Origin of the sequence: Gimibacter soli (assembly GCF_028463845.1) — a bacterium.
GTDB lineage: Bacteria > Pseudomonadota > Alphaproteobacteria > Sphingomonadales > Kordiimonadaceae > Gimibacter > Gimibacter soli.
Window position 1 is genome coordinate 1,360,743 of the sequence record NZ_CP116805.1, and the last position, 15,393, is coordinate 1,376,135.

Annotated in this window: 11 protein-coding genes; all 11 read right to left on the reverse strand. The window is 63.7% G+C overall.

Annotation, left to right across the window (positions count from 1 at the left end):
• Positions 1–16 precede the first annotated feature (16 nt).
• A complete protein-coding gene (locus PH603_RS06365; protein WP_289505189.1) occupies positions 17–901 on the reverse strand; it encodes a DMT family transporter in 885 nt (294 codons plus the stop codon).
• Between the two features lie 83 nt (positions 902–984).
• Positions 985–5,202: a hypothetical protein gene (locus PH603_RS06370; RefSeq protein WP_289505191.1), complete on the reverse strand. Its 4,218-nt coding sequence runs from the start codon at positions 5,200–5,202 to the stop codon at positions 985–987.
• Between the two features lie 42 nt (positions 5,203–5,244).
• Positions 5,245–6,021: a MinD/ParA family protein gene (locus tag PH603_RS06375; RefSeq protein ID WP_289505192.1), complete on the reverse strand. Its 777-nt coding sequence runs from the start codon at positions 6,019–6,021 to the stop codon at positions 5,245–5,247.
• Positions 6,022–6,026: 5 nt separating this feature from the next.
• Positions 6,027–7,040 carry a flagellar biosynthesis protein FlhF gene (locus PH603_RS06380; RefSeq protein ID WP_289505193.1) on the reverse strand — a complete coding sequence of 338 codons (1,014 nt, stop codon included), beginning with the start codon at positions 7,038–7,040 and terminating at the stop codon, positions 6,027–6,029.
• 36 nt (positions 7,041–7,076) lie between these two features.
• Complete coding sequence (gene flhA / locus PH603_RS06385) at positions 7,077–9,182, reverse strand: flagellar biosynthesis protein FlhA (RefSeq protein ID WP_289505194.1); 2,106 nt, start codon at positions 9,180–9,182, stop codon at positions 7,077–7,079.
• Positions 9,183–9,214: 32 nt separating this feature from the next.
• Complete coding sequence (gene flbD, locus PH603_RS06390) at positions 9,215–10,603, reverse strand: sigma-54-dependent transcriptional regulator FlbD (protein WP_289505195.1); 1,389 nt, start codon at positions 10,601–10,603, stop codon at positions 9,215–9,217.
• 44 nt (positions 10,604–10,647) lie between these two features.
• Positions 10,648–11,412, reverse strand: coding sequence for a motility protein A (locus PH603_RS06395; protein ID WP_289505196.1), 765 nt, complete (start codon positions 11,410–11,412; stop codon positions 10,648–10,650).
• A gap of 55 nt (positions 11,413–11,467) precedes the next feature.
• Positions 11,468–11,809 carry a flagellar motor switch protein FliN gene (gene fliN / locus PH603_RS06400; RefSeq protein WP_289505197.1) on the reverse strand — a complete coding sequence of 114 codons (342 nt, stop codon included), beginning with the start codon at positions 11,807–11,809 and terminating at the stop codon, positions 11,468–11,470.
• 17 nt (positions 11,810–11,826) lie between these two features.
• Positions 11,827–12,477 carry a FliH/SctL family protein gene (locus PH603_RS06405; RefSeq protein WP_289505198.1) on the reverse strand — a complete coding sequence of 217 codons (651 nt, stop codon included), beginning with the start codon at positions 12,475–12,477 and terminating at the stop codon, positions 11,827–11,829.
• A gap of 36 nt (positions 12,478–12,513) precedes the next feature.
• Positions 12,514–13,530, reverse strand: a complete 1,017-nt coding sequence (fliG, locus tag PH603_RS06410) for a flagellar motor switch protein FliG (RefSeq protein WP_289505200.1) — start codon at positions 13,528–13,530, stop codon at positions 12,514–12,516.
• Between the two features lie 30 nt (positions 13,531–13,560).
• Positions 13,561–15,276, reverse strand: a complete 1,716-nt coding sequence (gene fliF, locus PH603_RS06415) for a flagellar basal-body MS-ring/collar protein FliF (protein WP_289505201.1) — start codon at positions 15,274–15,276, stop codon at positions 13,561–13,563.
• Between the last annotated feature and the right edge of the window lie 117 nt (positions 15,277–15,393).

The window sequence follows — 15,393 nt, forward strand, 5'->3', positions numbered from 1 at the left end:
ATAGACGCCGGGCGGCTCAGGCCGCCCGACGATTTCGTGACCGCACCATCAGCACATTGCCGACAGCGACAAGGCCGACGCCCAGAATGGCGGGCATGGTCCAGTGGAAATTCTCGAAGACCGTTGAAATGGCAAGGGCCACGAACGGGATGAGGACGGACGTATAGGCCGCACTCGCCACACCGATCTGGCCGATCAGCCAGATATAAAGCGCGAAAGCGACCACGGTCCCCATCACCGCCAGATAGCCAAGCGCCATCCAGTATTCGGGGCGCAGGTCCAGTACAATCGGGTCGCCGGTGATCAGGGCATTCACCACATTGCTGATGCTGCCATAGAAAAGCCCCCACGCGTTGGCTGCGAAAAGGGGCAAGGCACGGGCGCGCGGCGTGGCGGCAAAATTGTTGCCGATCGATGCGAGGAAGGTGCCGACGATACAGATCACAACGCCAAGGACGGTCTGGTCTTCAAAGCTCAGCACTTCGATCTCGGGCAAGAAGATCAGCACAAGGCCGAAAACGCCAAGGATCGAGGCGGCGAAGGCCGTCGGCGCAATTGACGCCTTCAGGAAGAGGCGGGCGTTGATCAGGTTCATCAGTGCCAGCAGCGAGAAGGTGACCGCCACAAGGCCCGAGGGCAGATGCTCGGTTCCGTGATAGACAAGGATATAGTTCAGCGAAAACATGAAGACGCCGAAGCCTGCAACCACAGCATGATCCTTCAGCGTGAAGCGCAGGCGTTCGCGCCGTGCGAATGCAATCACGAAGGTGATGATGCAGGCCAGCCCGAACCGGAAGGCGACCGACCATTCAGGTGATGTGGTGCCAAGTTGCCATTCGATGGCGTACCAGGTGGAGCCCCATATAAGGACACACCCGACAAAGGCGATTAGGGCCTTCATTTTATTATGCTCCCCGCTGCTGTGCCTTGAGCGAGTAACAGGTTAAAGCATCCGGTCAAGTGAATTGTCCGGGAGGCGAGGCCTCAGGCGAGGCGCCCGGCCACAGCGGCCTGAACATCGACCGGCAAGGGTGTGCCGTCCTGTACGGCAAAGCGGCCGGTGAAGCCGTTGGCCGCAAGCGCCGAATCAAACAGCGCCGCAAGCTCCGGGGCGAGGGCCGCCGGGAGTTGCGTGGGGGTGCGAAGCACAAGATCGAACCGCCGCCCGGCGACACGGCCGTCCAGCTGGACTGTGCCGAGCTTCGAGAAATTCACCTCGATGAGGAAACGGTCGGCGCCGTCCTTGTCATCTCCCTGTTCACCACCGCCGTCACGCGGGTCATGGCGGGCTTCTTCATGCCGGAACATCATATAGAGGAGCGGGGCATCGTTCGGGCGGATATCGAAGGGGATTTGAACCGCCCGCCATTCCTGGCTGCCATCGGCGGCAAGCGCCAGCGCCCGACCGGTTTCCTGGCGCAGCAGATCAAGCAGCCCGCTATCGCGCTTCTCAAGGTTCGCGACGGTGCCGCTGCCAAGCCAGCCATCCGGATGGCCGCGCCCGGCCGCCTGCAGAAGGAACAGAAGCGCGTTCGTCAGCTTGCCGCCAGCAGCGGCCCGGCTCGCCAGATCGCCGCTTGAGGAAGCCACAGAATGCGCGCTGCCGCTGAAGCTGGATGCGGTGAGCGCCGAAGCAGCCTCAAGCCCCGCCCAAGTGGCGCCTGTGGCTGGGGGCAGGGCCGGGAAATCGTCTAGCGGCGGCAGGGCAACGTCACCCCGCAGCGGCAGGGGTGCTGCGGTTGTCTGTCCCTGTGCGGCTGTCATCTCTGCGGGTCGTGCACCTGTAGCTTGCTGGGGGTGCACATAAAGGGCACTGCCAACAGTCGGGCGGGCATCGGCGGGCAGGCTGAGCGAGAATTGCCCCCACGCGGTGTTCACTGCAATATCCGCACGGTTGCCGCCGGTCGCTGGATAGGCCCGAAGCGTTTGGACGGTGTTCACGACGACAGCGCCCCCGGCTGCTGCAGGACCCGGCACCCGGTCCCTGCGGGCGGGGTCAATGCCAGCCTCCCCGGCCCGCACGAAGCTGACCTGCAGGTTGGCGATCTGGCGGCCATCCGGTTGCTGCAACGTCGCCGTATGGCGAGGCTTGCCTGCCGCGAAAGCTGGAACTGCTGCGGTCTGTGAGGCGCCTGCAGGCGCGGCCTGAGGTGCGGCGGCTGCTGATATCGGCTCGGGTGTCCGGATGGTGGCTGCTGCCGCGACGCTCGCCTGCCCCACACCGGCCTGCAGGCGGACCTGTTCCCCGATCAGGCTGGTCGCAGCATCTGCCGGCATGGCAAAGCGACCGCGCGAGGTTTCAAGCCAGGCCAGCGGCGTGGCTGCACCGGCAAGGGCGGGCAGGGCGGGCATGCCTGCGGCTTCTTGCGGGGTAATGGGGCGTACGCCGCGCACCATGGTCACTTCGGATGCCGGGATGCCGCCGGTCAGCGCCTTGATCGGCGTGATGGTGACGGCCACCCCGGTGCCATCAAGGGCTGCGATGGGTTTGGCGCTGGCGCTTGAAACCGGTTGGGTAAGCGCTGCTGTCAGCGAGGCAAGGCCGACAATCGTGGGGCGGAGGCCCGGCAGGATCGCATTCTCGCCTGCGGGCGGGGCGGCGCTGGCCGGTGGATAGGGTAGCATTGCGCCGGGGCTGGTTGGTTGTTTCCCCCCCTGCAAGGCGGGGGCAAGGCTGATCTGCTTCAGGTAAGCCTGTGCCAGCGGCGGCAGCTTCTTCTGCTGGGCGGCGACAAGATCGGCGATGGCGGCTTTGTCGGCATCCGCCAGCGGCGGCAGGATTTGCGCTGTGTGGGCTGCGATAAGCTCTGGCGGCAACTTCTCTGCCGCTTGGTAGAGCCGGCGGTATGCTGGTCCCGTATGGGCCGGGATCAGCGGTTCTGGAACCTGATCGGGCGGTGCGAGCTGTACGTTCAGCGGCACCGGCAGGCTTTCGCCCCGCCGTTCGGTGAGCCACGCTTCAAGCACCGGGCCGTCGGCTTTCAGCTGCAGGGTGGCGAGGTCACCGCGCTGCAGGTCCGCACTCGGGCGAAGGCGGTAGCTTTTTGCATCAATCGTCACCTGCGCTTCGGATGCCGTGGCCCATTCAACACGGGCGGCGCGGGTTTCATTGACCTGCCAGCGCGATTCCGCCGCCGCCCTTGCCTGAGTGACAGGCTCGCTCGGTGTTGCGGCGGGGGCGGCTTGCGATGGTTCTTGCGGGCGGGCGTCCGTTTCCCGAAGTTCGGACAGGCGGGCCTCAACGCCGTGCAGTTTTACCCGGAAGGGCGGATCAACAGGTTCGCCCCCACGTGCTGTCACACGGGCTTCGGGGGTGACACCGGCCCGGACGATTTCAAACGTTACGGCCTCGCCGGGTTTGAGGCCTACAGCCGGGTCAACCAGATAGCGTTTGCCGGCGGCTTCCACAAAGGCGCGTTCCGGCACGGGGCCGGGCACAAGCTCGACCTGCCGGACCTCACCTTCCCGGAAGGGCGGGGAGGGGGTGGCAGTGGCCGCAGCAGGCGGCGGAGGTGCAACTGTTTCTGTTCGCGTCACGACGGGCTGCGGCTGTGCAGCCGGGGCAGGCGGTGCTGCAGGGGCGGGATTTGCCCTTGCGGTTCCGGCGGGTGGCATCCAGTTCAGGGTCATCACACCGGGCGGAGTGAGCCTGCGGCCGTCCAGAAAAACGACCCGTGCTTCCGCAGGGTTCTTCGGGGCGCCGAACTCGATGGTCGCAAGCGTACCGGTCTTGAGGGGGCGGTCGGCGGTCACCGCGTAAAGTTCCCGCCCGATGCGGACAACCGGCTGCTCGCTTGCCGGGTGGGCGGTCAGCGCCACTTGCCGTGTTTCGCCTTCGCGGAAGGGCGGCGGCGGTACGGCCACGGCCTGCGTGGCTGGCGGTGGTTCGGCAGCTGCAGGTGAAGGCCCGATGCGTTCAAGCGTGATGGTGACGGGCGGTGTGACCGGCTCGCCGCGCCGTTCGGTCAGCAGGGCCTCAGGGGTTGGCGTCAGCCGTGTGATGTCAAGCGTGGCGCTGTCGCCGGGGCGAAGGCCGGCGGGTGGATCAAGTGCCCAAAGGCTTTTGCCGGTGTCGATCACCGGGCGAGCTTCGCCTGCGACCTCGGTGATTGTCACTGCGGGCTTGTCGCCGGGTTTCCACGGCAAGGGCTCGGGCGGGGTGCGCGCATTGTCGCGGAAGCTGGCGGCGGTGGCCTGTACGGGGGCTGCGGGTGGTGCCGGAGTCTCGGCCTCCGTCACCTGCGCAACACGTTCGAGCCTGATGACGATAGGCGGGTTGAGCTGCTCGCCGCGCCGTTCGGTGAGCAGCGCTTCGGGTGTGGGCGTCAGTCTGGTAATTTCGAGCGTGGCGCTGTCACCGGGGCGCAGTCCTGCAGGTGGCTCCAGCGCCCACAGGCTTTTGCCCGTATCGATCACTGGCCTGTTGTCACCGGGGATTTCGGTGACTGTGACGCTTGGCTTTTCGCCCGGCAGCCATGGCGGCGGTGGCGGTGCCTTTTGGTCACTGCTTGTGAAGGCCGGTGGCGGGGCAAAAATCGCTGCAGCATAGGCTTGCCGCGCCGCGCTTGGGTTCGGGGCGCGCGGGTCACGCAGGGGCGGCAGGGCAAGGTCTTTCGCCGTTGCTTCCTCAGTGGGCGGCAGCGGGGTCAGCGTCGGCAGCGGGCGGCGGTAGAAACTTGCGCTGGTTGGCGGCTCGTGCGGCAGCGGGGCGACCGCCGGGGCGTCCGCTGCTGCAGGCGTGCTCGCCGGGCTGTGCAGCGCGATCACAATGAGCTGCAGGCGGACAGGCGGGTCCACGTCGCGGCCGTTCCGCTGGGTCAGGTCCGCCATGACCTGATGGCCGGTCTCGCGCACTTGCAGGGTCACATCGTCGCCCGGCTTCAGGCCTGCATCGGGCCGAAGGGCGAAGGTGGCGGTTTCGGTGATGATGATGGGGCGGCCTTCGCGGTCCACGCTCGCAATCGGGGCCTTGAGATTGTCGCCGACGGCGACATGGGCGGTGGCGGCAGCGATGGAAACAGCAGGATCACGCGCCCGTAAAGCTTCCAGCTCGGACGTGTCGGTGCGCTGCTCCCTTCTGTCCTCATGCCGCGTCTCGGCGCCGGTCTGTTGCCGGTCGCGCGAGGCAGCTGGCACCCGCTCCGGTCCCCGGCTGACCGCCGGGGTGCCTTTCGGCGGCGGTGGACCGGTTATCTCGGCCATTTCCGCTTCCCTCGGTGGGCGCTCCGGGCCTTATGGCGGGGGTCAGAACAGGCCGGCGGCCAGCGTCTTCACATCGCCTGCGGCATCGGACTGCGGGTGGCGCGTAAAGAGCGGCACCTGCGACCGGATGGCGTCCACAATCTTGCTATCCTGCCTGATAATACCGGCAAGTGGCGGTGAAATCTTCAAAAATCCTTCTGCGGCCCGCTTGATAGCCTCGTAGGCACGCTCGCCTTCCCGCTTGTTTGCCACATTGTTCACCACGATGCGGATATCGGCTTTGGGGTCGCGCATATGCGTGACCTTCACAAAGGCGTAGGCATCGGTCAGCGACGTGGGATCGGCTGTCATCACGACAAGGAGCGTGCCGGCCCGGTAGCTGAGAAGCGTGACGGCGGGGTCGATCCCGGCAGCGAGATCGAGGATCACATGGTCATAATCGGCGGCGAGCGCCACCAGCCCTTTGCGGATGCCGGTCAACGTATCGCGGTTGAGGTTGCCAAGGGCGCCTGAACCCGACTTGCCGGGCAGCACATCAAAGCCCGATCCATCCTGCTCGCGGTAAGGAATAATCACGTCCTTGAGCGTGGCGTCGCCCGAGATAACTTGCCCGAGGTCGCGTTCCGGCATCAGGCCCAGCTGGATATCTACGTTGGCAAGCCCGATATCGCCGTCAAACAGCAATACCTTGCGCCCGGCGCGCGCCAAAGCCTGTGCCAGCGTCACCGAAAAGAAGGTCTTGCCCACGCCGCCCTTGCCCGAGGCGACGGCAATCAGCTTGTGTTCAAGGGGCGACAATGGGGTCGGTTGGTCACTCATGGGTGTCATTTCCGGTTCGGGGCTTCTTTGCGGCGCGACGGCAGGGCCGTGATGAGACGCGCCAGCGTCATCGGCGATGCAGGTTCGAGGCCATCTGCGATATAGGGGCTGCGGCTGATGGCGGCGAGGCTGAGGAAACCGGGCCGTGCCGCCATGATAACGCTGGCGTAGCGCCGGGCTGCATCCAGCCGGGTGGCGATGAAGCGCTGGCAGCCCATCTTCGAAAAGACGCCGGCAATTTCCTGCGCATCAAGCGGGTCGATCCCGGCGGGCAGCACCAGCACGGGCTCGGCATCCACCGCGCGGATGAATTTCAGCAGCTCTTCCAGTTCGCCCATGTCAAACGGGTTGGTACCGGGCGTATCGATCAGGGTGATGTCTGCGCCGCCCTTGCCGTTGACGAGGGCCGCGAGTTCGCCGGGGCTGTCGGCGGTCGATACCGTCTGTTTCATCAGCGAGGCGAAGTGATCCAGTTGCTGCACGCCGCCAGCCTTCACGGTGTCGGTGGAAATCACGCGAGTGCGGCGTTCATGCAGCACGGCATCGGCGGTGAGCTTGGCGGTGCAGACCGTTTTGCCAGCACCGGGCGGGCCAACCAGCATCACCGGGCGGCTGGTGCGGTCAGTGAGCGGGCTGAAACGGATCGAGGTTTCAAGCGCGGTCGAGAAAGCTTCGGCAAGGCTTGCGGCATCGGTCGCGCGGGCGGCTTCGCCCAAGTGACTGGCAGTTTCGAACGGCAGGCCGTGGTGGCTGAGCACAGCGCTGACGTCAGCGATATCAAATTCCCGCATTTTGGGGATCGGGTGCGATATCTCGAACGCCAGCGGCGTCTGTTCGGTGTCGGGTGCCCTCGGTGGTGGCGGCGGGGTGATGCCGGCTTCAAGGGCAGCGGTCACGCGCACGCCGCCCACGCCTTTGCCTTCCTCGATGGAAATGATGATGGCGTCCGGACCCATTTCGGCCCGCACCTGATCCATCACGGCGCTCATCGTTTTGGCGTGAAAGGTTTTAAGCCGCATAAAGCCGGGTCATTCCTGCGTTCAAACTCAACATACTCAAATCTGGCCCAGGGTTCGTATCTTGGCCTGGGGGTGGATCTCGTTCTGGCTCATCACCACTGTTGCCGGGCGGAACCGTTCGATGATCGAGCGTACATAGGGGCGCACCAAGGGGCTCGTCAACAGCACCGGGCTTTCGCCGCGGTCGGCATGCTGGTCGTAGGTCATGCGCACCGAATTGATGAATTCCGAAAGCTTCGAGGGCGCCATTGCAAGCTGCTTCTCTTCGCCGGGCCCCACAAGGCTGTCGGCAAAGGCATGCTCCCATTCGGGCGACAGGGTGACAAGCGGCACAAGGCCGTCCGGTGTCTGGTTCACGAAGCACAGCTGGCGGGCAAGGCGCATGCGCACATGCTCGGTGATCGAGACGATATTCTTGGTGAAGCCGGTGGCTTCGGCAATGCCCTCGAGGATCGTCGGCAGGTCGCGGATCGACACACGCTCGGACAGAAGCGCCTGCAGGATACGCTGGATGCCGGATGCCGTGATCTGGTTCGGCACGATATCCATCACCAGCTTCGAATGCTCGGTCGGCAGGTCGGAGAGCAGCTTTTGGGTTTCGGCGTAGGAAAGCAGATCCGGCATATTGTCCTTGATCAGCTCGGTCAGGTGCGTTGTCACGACGGTGGCGGCGTCGACAACCGTATAGCCCCGGAAGGCGGCTTCTTCCTTGGTGCCGGCATCGATCCACATGGCGGGCAGGCCGAAGGCGGGCTCGACCGTCGCTTCGCCCGGCAACTGCACGGGGCGGCCTTGCGGGTCCATCACAAGGAACATGCCGGGGCGCACGTCGCCGCGCCCGACCTCGGTTTCCTTCACCCGGATCACATAGGTATTCGGTGGCAGCTGCATGTTGTCGAGGATGCGCACGGACGGCATCACGAAGCCCATTTCGCTCGCCAGCTGGCGGCGAAGCGCCTTGATCTGGTCGGTCAGCCGGAAGCCTGAGGCATCATTGATCAGGGTCAGGAGACCATAGCCAAGCTCCAGCCGCAGCTGGTCAATCGCAAGGGCCGAGCTGATCGGTTCTTCGACCGGCGTGGCGCGCTGCGATTCCGCCTGTTTGGCTTCGGTTTCCTCAAACACCTTCTCGCGTTCCTTCCGGGCCAGCGCATAGGCGGTGTAGCCAAGCGCACCACCCATCAGGGCGAAGGGCAGGAAGGGGATACCGGGCATGAAGGCCATGGCAGTGAGAAGCGCGGACGAAACGCCAACGGCGCGCGGGTAACCGGCCAGCTGGCCGAACATCGCCTTGTCGGTCTGTCCTGTCACGCCCGCCTTGGTGACGAGCATACCGGCAGCAGTCGACACGATCAGTGCCGGGATCTGCGAGACGAGGCCGTCACCGACCGTCAGGATCGTGTAAACGTCGATGGCTTCAACGAAGGGCAGGTCGTTGATCACCACCCCGATGATGATACCGCCGATGACGTTGATGAAGGTGATCAGCAGGCCGGCGATGGCGTCGCCGCGCACGAACTTGGACGCACCGTCCATCGAGCCGAAGAAGGCGCTTTCGTCTTCAAGCTCTTTCCGGCGGCGGCGTGCTTCGCCTTCGTCGATCAGGCCGGCGGACATGTCGGCGTCGATCGCCATCTGCTTGCCGGGCATGGCATCAAGGCTGAAGCGGGCGGCCACTTCGGCGATACGGCCCGAACCCTTGGTGATGACCATGAAGTTCACGATCACCAGGATCGCGAAGACGATAAGGCCGATGACGATCTGGCCGCCCATCAGGAAGGTACCGAAGGCCTCGATCACCTTGCCGGCGGCATCTGTGCCCTCGTGGCCTTTCGCGAGGATCAGGCGCGTGGACGCGAGGTTCAGCGATAGCCGCAGCATCGTGGCGACCAGCAGAACGGTCGGGAAGCTCGAGAACTGCAGCGGCTTCTGGATGAACAGCGCCGTCATCAGGATCATCACCGAGAAGGTGACGCTCATGGCCAGCATGATATCCAGGAGGAAGGCTGGCACCGGCATGATAAGGACAAGGAGAATGGCGATGAAGCCAAGCGCAAAGGCAACGTCGGAGCTCTTGAGCCCGGCCATCAGGCCGGCCAACGCCGTGTTGCCTCCGGTCTTGTCGGTGGCTGTATCGCTCATTCTGACTTGTGTCCTTGCATCATGCCGTCTGATCAGATCGGCATGCGCTGGTTATCGCCCGGCTGGGGCACATTCACGCCTTCGGACTGATACTGGTTGAGCTTGTTCCGGAGCGTGCGGATCGAAATCCCGAGGATGTTGGCCGCATGCGTCCGGTTGCCAAGGCAATGCTTCAGCGTGTCGATGATCAGGTCACGTTCGACCTCGGCGACCGTGCGGCCGACAAGCGAGGCATTATCCGCACCGCGGTCGGCACCGTCTGCGCCGTCAGCGGATGCCTCGGGCGCCTGCGTGTTCGTCATGCCCGACATGGCAAGGTTGCCACTGGCATCCGGCAGAAGAATGGCAGCGGTGCTGATTTCATCGCCGGTGGCCAGCAGCACGGCGCGGTGCAGGGTGTTTTCCAGTTCCCGCACGTTGCCCGGCCAGTTGTGGGCCAGCAGCACCTTCAGGGCATCCTCCGAAAGCTTGCGCTTCGGCATATGGTTCACGGTCGCATATTTGTCGGCGAAGAATTCGGCCAGAACCTTGATGTCGCCGGGGCGGTCCTTAAGGCTGGGCACGCGGATGTTCACCACGTTCAGGCGGAAGAACAGATCCTCGCGGAAATTGCCGGACTTCACATATTCCTGCAGGTTGCGGTTCGAGGTCGCGATGATGCGGATATCCACATTCACCGGCTTGCCGCCGCCCACGCGGTCGATCTGGCGTTCCTGGATGGCGCGCAGGAGCTTGGCCTGTAGGCGGACGTCCATTTCCGAAATCTCATCCAGAAGCAGCGTGCCGCCGTCGGCTTCCTCGAACTTGCCGATCCGGCGGGCCACTGCGCCCGTGAAGGCGCCTTTTTCGTGGCCGAACAGCTCGGATTCCAGGAGGTTTTCCGGGATGGCAGCGCAGTTTACGGCCACGAATGCCTTGTTAGCGCGGCGGCTTTTCTGGTGAACGAAGCGCGCCATCATTTCCTTGCCTGTCCCGCTTTCACCGGTGATCAGGATCGAGGCTTCGGACGGCGCCACCTGTTCGGCCAAGGCTGCGGCCGACTTCATCACCGGGTCACGGAAGATGAAGGTCTGGTTGTCTTCGGCCACGGCTTCAAGGACAGCGGCGATCAGCTCGGCATCCGGGGGCAGGGGGATATATTCCTTGGCGCCGCCGCGGATGGCAGCCGCTGCCGTTTTCGGATCGGTGTTGATGCCGCAGGCAACAACGGGGATCGAGAAATGCTCGGCGCGCAGGCGTGGCACGAAGGTCGGGATATCCAGTGTGACCTCGATCATCAGGAGGTCGGCACCCTTGGTACGCAGGATGCTCAATGCCGTTTCCACATCCGGGGCATTGGTCACCTGGGCCCCGCGCGACATGGCGATCTGGCTCGCCGCGCCAAGCTGGCCGTTTAAAGTGCCCACGATCAACAGTCGCATCGTCTCTCTCCGTCAGCGGGTGCGCAGCAGCAGGCGCGCATCCCTTATTTGAAGAACACTACCCGCTTGGCGGGCGGCAGAATGGTGTTCAGAAGCATTTCGAGCCGGCGGGGGTTTTCCTGCCGCCGCATCGAGGTTGCCCCGATGGCATAAAGATTGTTCACGAGCGCTTCCTCGGTGGTGCAATGCTCGGTCTTCGCCGCCAGCGGGATGAAGATCAGGTGTGCCAGCACCGCGCCGTAAAGCGTCGTCAGCAGGGCGACCGCCATCGACGGCCCGATCTCGGCCGGGTTGTCGAGGTTGCCGAGCATTCTGACAAGGCCGATCAGCGTACCGATCAGGCCCATGGCCGGGGCCACGTCGCCCGCGCGGCGCAGGAAATCCACCGCCCGCATGTGCCGGGCGGAGGTGGTGCCTGCCTCGCGGCGCATGATCTGCTCGATCTCCTCGACCGGTGTGGCATCAGCCACCAGCTGCATTGCCTTCGCGAGGAAAGGCGTGTCCTTCACCCGGGGCAGCATGCGCTCCACCGCCAGCACGTCATTTTCCTTCCGCGCTTCGACCGCCAGCCGCAGCACCTTCACGGCCTCAGCAGCCGGATCGCGCTGGCCGTGCCGCAGCAGCGTGAAAACATGGTACGGGATGGTCAGCATCTCGCTCAGGGGGAAGCTGATCGCGGTGACGGCAATGGTGCCAAGCACCACGATGAGAATGCTTTCCACATTGATGAACGGCAGCGGCGATCCTCCCATGAGGATTGCCCCGATCACCAGCGCGAAGGCCAGAATCATCCCGATCACTGTGCTCATACGCCCGCTTGCCCCCTTGCTGCCTTCTGCCTGCGCGTCATGTGCCCTTTTGGGCTCAGTTGCCGTCCAGTTTGATGATCTCGGTCATGGTCACGCCCAGATGGTCCTCCACGAGAACCACTTCCCCCCGGGCGACCAGCCGGTTGTTCACATAGATGTCGATGGCCTCGCCGACCTTGCGGTCCAGTTCGACCACGGCGCCCGGGGCGAGCTTCAGAAGCTGGCTGACCTCGAGCGTCGATTTGCCCAGTACGGCCTGAACGCGCACCGGCACATCGAAAACCGGTTCCAGCTCCTGCGCGGAACGAACCTGACCTTCTTCCTTTTTGGCGAGTTCAGGTGCAGCGCTTGATGACGCCAGATCCTGCAGGCCCATGTCGTCGGTTTCACCAGCCATTCAATTCTTCTCCCCCATCAAAGCCCGGCGCCTTCGCCGCCGACTTCGTTGTTTCGTTCATCAAGCAGCATGACGAACCGCTCGACGGCGGCATCGATCTCTGACTGAATTTCGGTTTCCGACCGCTCCACGCCGCCGTCATGCCATTCCACATGGCAATCGAGCGCGCCCATGGCGGGCTCGGCGATCAGGACAAGCTCGCCCGCATAGGCAAGCGACGATTTGATGGCCTCGAGCCGCGCATCGACGGCCTCGGCGAGGCTTTCCGATACCCGCACAACTATGCGCGGTTCCTTGCGCACTGTTTGCAGGCATTCGGCGATCAGGGCCTCAAGCTCGGCGGTCGGATAGCGCGAGATCAGTGCCGGCACGAGCCGCGCGGCGATCAGCTGCGCGAGCGCCGCCATCTGCTTCTGAAGCTCGGCCTCGATGGCGGCATGGCGCTGCAACAGGCCGTTCACATTGGCGGAAAGCTCGGCAAGCACCTGCCGGGTCGCGGCTTCGATCTCGCCAAAGGCTTGCGTGCGACCGGCATCCACGCCTTCGGCATGGGCCGCTGCGCGCGCAGCATCGATTTCCGCGCGCAGGGCAGCAACCTCGCGGTCGTACTTGGTACGCGCACCGCCGTCGAAAGACTGCTCGAAGGTGAATTTGACCGGTTCTGCCATATTGCCTGACTATGATTCCTTTGCGTCGACCCTGCCTTAGTAGACGAGTTCGTCTTCGCCCTTGTTGTCGGACAGGAGGATTTCGCCGGCTTCCGCCAGTTCTTTCGCCTTGTTGACCATTTCCATCTGGGCCTCGTCCACGTCGCGCAGGCGCACGGGGCCCATGGCCTCCATGTCCTCGCGCAGGATTTTGGCCGCGCGTTCCGACATGTTCGAGAAGAAGAGATCGCGCAGCGTATCCGATGCGCCCTTCATGGCCAGCGCCAGCTTGTCCTTGTCGACGTTCCGAAGCAGCGTCTGTACACCGCTCGGATCGAGCTTGGCCAGATCCTCGAAGGTGAACATGAGGGCGCGGATGCGTTCGGCGCTGTCGCGGTTGCGGTCTTCAAGGGCTGCAAGGAAGCGGGCCTCGGCCGAACGGTCGAGATAGTTGAAGATCTCGGCGATCGTTTCATGACTGTCGCGGCGGCTGGTGCGCGCCAGGTTGTTCATGAATTCGATACGGAGCGTCTGTTCGACCTTGTCGAGGATATCCTTCTGCACGGCTTCCATGCGGAGCATGCGCATCACAACTTCCATCGAGAAATCTTCGGGCAACACGGCCAGCACACGGGCGGCGTGTTCGGGCTTGATCTTCTGCAGCACCACGGCAACGGTTTGCGGATATTCGTTCTTCAGGTAGGATGCCAGCACCATCTCGTTCACGTTGCCGAGCTTGTCCCACATGGTGCGACCAGCCGGGCCGCGGATTTCGTCCATGATCTGGGCGACACGGTCGCCGGGCAGCATTTTGACGAGCAGGCGTTCGGTGCTGTCGAACGAGCCATTGAGGTTGCCGACCGAGGAAACCTGCGAGGCGAACTCGACAAACAGGTTTTCAACCGCCTGTGCGGACACCGACCCCAGCATCGCCATATGCTGCGACAGTTCCTTGATCTCGTCCTCGCTGAGGCTTGTCCAGATCGCCCGGCCGTGATCGTCCCCGATGGCCAGCATGAAGGCTGCAGCCTTCTGCGGTCCGGACATCTTGCTCAGATCGTTATGCACGCTCATGCTGATAGCCCCTCTGTCGCCTGAACACGGTTACTCGGCATAAAGCCACTGGCGGACGATAGCGACGGAATCGTCCGGATTTGATTTGATGATTTCCGCCACTTTCTTGAGCGCGGAATCCTTGATTTTGCCTTCGACCTTGGCAACGTCGATCTTGCTTTCGATCTGCAGGTTCGCTTCGTCCAGCGTGCCGGATTCCTTGGCGGCCCGTACGAGGGCGGCGGCATTCTCGTCGCCGGCGGCAGCGAGCGCCACGACCTCGGCGGTGATCGGCGAGTCCGGGCCCATCAGGGCAGGTGGCGCCTGCTGGGCTTCAAGGGCCGCCTTTTGTTCTGCAGCAAGCTGCGCAGCATCCGGGATGCTTTCAAGGACGCGGGTTACGATCGGCCGTACGACCAGAAGGAGTACGAGTACGGCCAGAATGAACATCCCGACCCACGAGCCGATCTGGAATACATCTTCCTTGTTGAAGCCGAAGAAATTGAAGACGGGCTCGGGTGCTTCCAGCGCCGGCGGGTCGGCAAAGCGCATGCTCTGCACGGTGATGGCGTCGCCGCGTTCCTCATCATAGGGAATGGCCGTCAGTACAAGAGTGCGCAGCGCGTCAATCTCGGCTTCCGGCCGGTCCTGATACCCTGTCGTGGTGCCATCTGATGCCAGTTCGCGGATGCCATCCACCAGTACGGAAACGCGAATCTGCGAGACCTGTCCGGGTTCCTGCACCGTCACCGTTTCGGTTTTGGAGTTCTGGAAGTTGGTAACTTCGTTCGACTTCTGCGACGTGCTCGTTGGTCCGCCCGCTGCGGCGTTGCCGCCTTGCTGGGCTTCCGGCAGGTTGTTATCCACCGTCACGGCATTCTGGGGGTCAGTTTCCTGCGCGCGTTCTTCGCCAACGGTCTGCGACAGGACCACCTGACCTTCAGGGTCAAATTCGGTTTCGCTGCGGGTGGTGCGGTTCATGTCCATCGACACGGCAACCTCGGCCCTCACGTTGCCACGACCCACGCGGCTGGCCAGCAGGTTTTCGATCTTTTCCCGGTACAGCTGTTCGCGCGAAAGGCGGGCTTCTTCAAGGTTTGAAAGGCGCGCCATATCGCCGTTCGCGGCCCCGTCCGAAAGGAGGCGACCGTTCGTATCGGTAATGGTTACATGATCCGGCGAAAGGCCGGGCACGGCGGAGGCGACAAGCGCCTGTATCGCCTGTGCCTCGCGGCCTGTGAGGCCCGGGCCCTTGGGCTTGATCATGATCGAGGCAGTGGGCTCGGCGGCTTCGCGCTGGAAGGGGCGGCGCTCCGGCATCACAATATGGACGCGGGCTTCCTGCACAGACTGGATATAGCGGATGGTGCGCGCAAGTTCGCCTTCGATGGCGCGCACATAATTGACGTTGAGTTCAAAACTGGTGCGGCCAAAGCTGTTGCCCTGGTCAAAGAGTTCCTTGCCGACCAGGCTGCCTGCGAGGCCTTCGCCGGCCAGCAGGATGCGCAGGCGGTCCACCTGATCATTGGGCACGCGGATGGTGCTGCCGCCGGCAGCGGTTTCATAGGGAATCTGGTCTGCTTCCAGCCGCTCGACAATGCTGGCAGCGGCGCCTGCTTCAAGATCGGAATACAGGGTCGCCATCGGCTTGTTTTGTAACTGGCCGATAATGAGCGTGAAAAAGCCGACGGTGAGTGCACCGACAACCGCCATGGCGATCAGCCTGCCGGTTCCCAGATTGCGCAGGAATTGTAAAAGTCCGTCCAAAGCACACCTCGACCGGGCTTCCGGTAATCCGCATGACCCTGCGAATAGACCGCTTTTTCGGTCTGTCCGCTGAATTCCCGGTTTCGGCCGTTCTGCCCCACCAGCGTCCGACTATCT

Bases quoted from the DNA above. Each gene is read 5' to 3' on its own strand.
- fliN (WP_289505197.1), bottom strand. From the start codon at position 11,809: ATGGCTGGTGAAACCGACGACATGGGCCTGCAGGATCTGGCGTCATCA.
- PH603_RS06365 (WP_289505189.1), bottom strand. From the start codon at position 901: ATGAAGGCCCTAATCGCCTTTGTCGGGTGTGTCCTTATATGGGGCTCC.
- PH603_RS06380 (WP_289505193.1), bottom strand. From the start codon at position 7,040: ATGCGGCTTAAAACCTTTCACGCCAAAACGATGAGCGCCGTGATGGAT.
- fliG (WP_289505200.1), bottom strand. From the start codon at position 13,530: ATGAGCGTGCATAACGATCTGAGCAAGATGTCCGGACCGCAGAAGGCT.
- PH603_RS06370 (WP_289505191.1), bottom strand. From the start codon at position 5,202: ATGGCCGAGATAACCGGTCCACCGCCGCCGAAAGGCACCCCGGCGGTC.
- PH603_RS06375 (WP_289505192.1), bottom strand. From the start codon at position 6,021: ATGAGTGACCAACCGACCCCATTGTCGCCCCTTGAACACAAGCTGATT.
- flbD (WP_289505195.1), bottom strand. From the start codon at position 10,603: ATGCGACTGTTGATCGTGGGCACTTTAAACGGCCAGCTTGGCGCGGCG.
- PH603_RS06395 (WP_289505196.1), bottom strand. From the start codon at position 11,412: ATGAGCACAGTGATCGGGATGATTCTGGCCTTCGCGCTGGTGATCGGG.
- flhA (WP_289505194.1), bottom strand. From the start codon at position 9,182: ATGAGCGATACAGCCACCGACAAGACCGGAGGCAACACGGCGTTGGCC.
- PH603_RS06405 (WP_289505198.1), bottom strand. From the start codon at position 12,477: ATGGCAGAACCGGTCAAATTCACCTTCGAGCAGTCTTTCGACGGCGGT.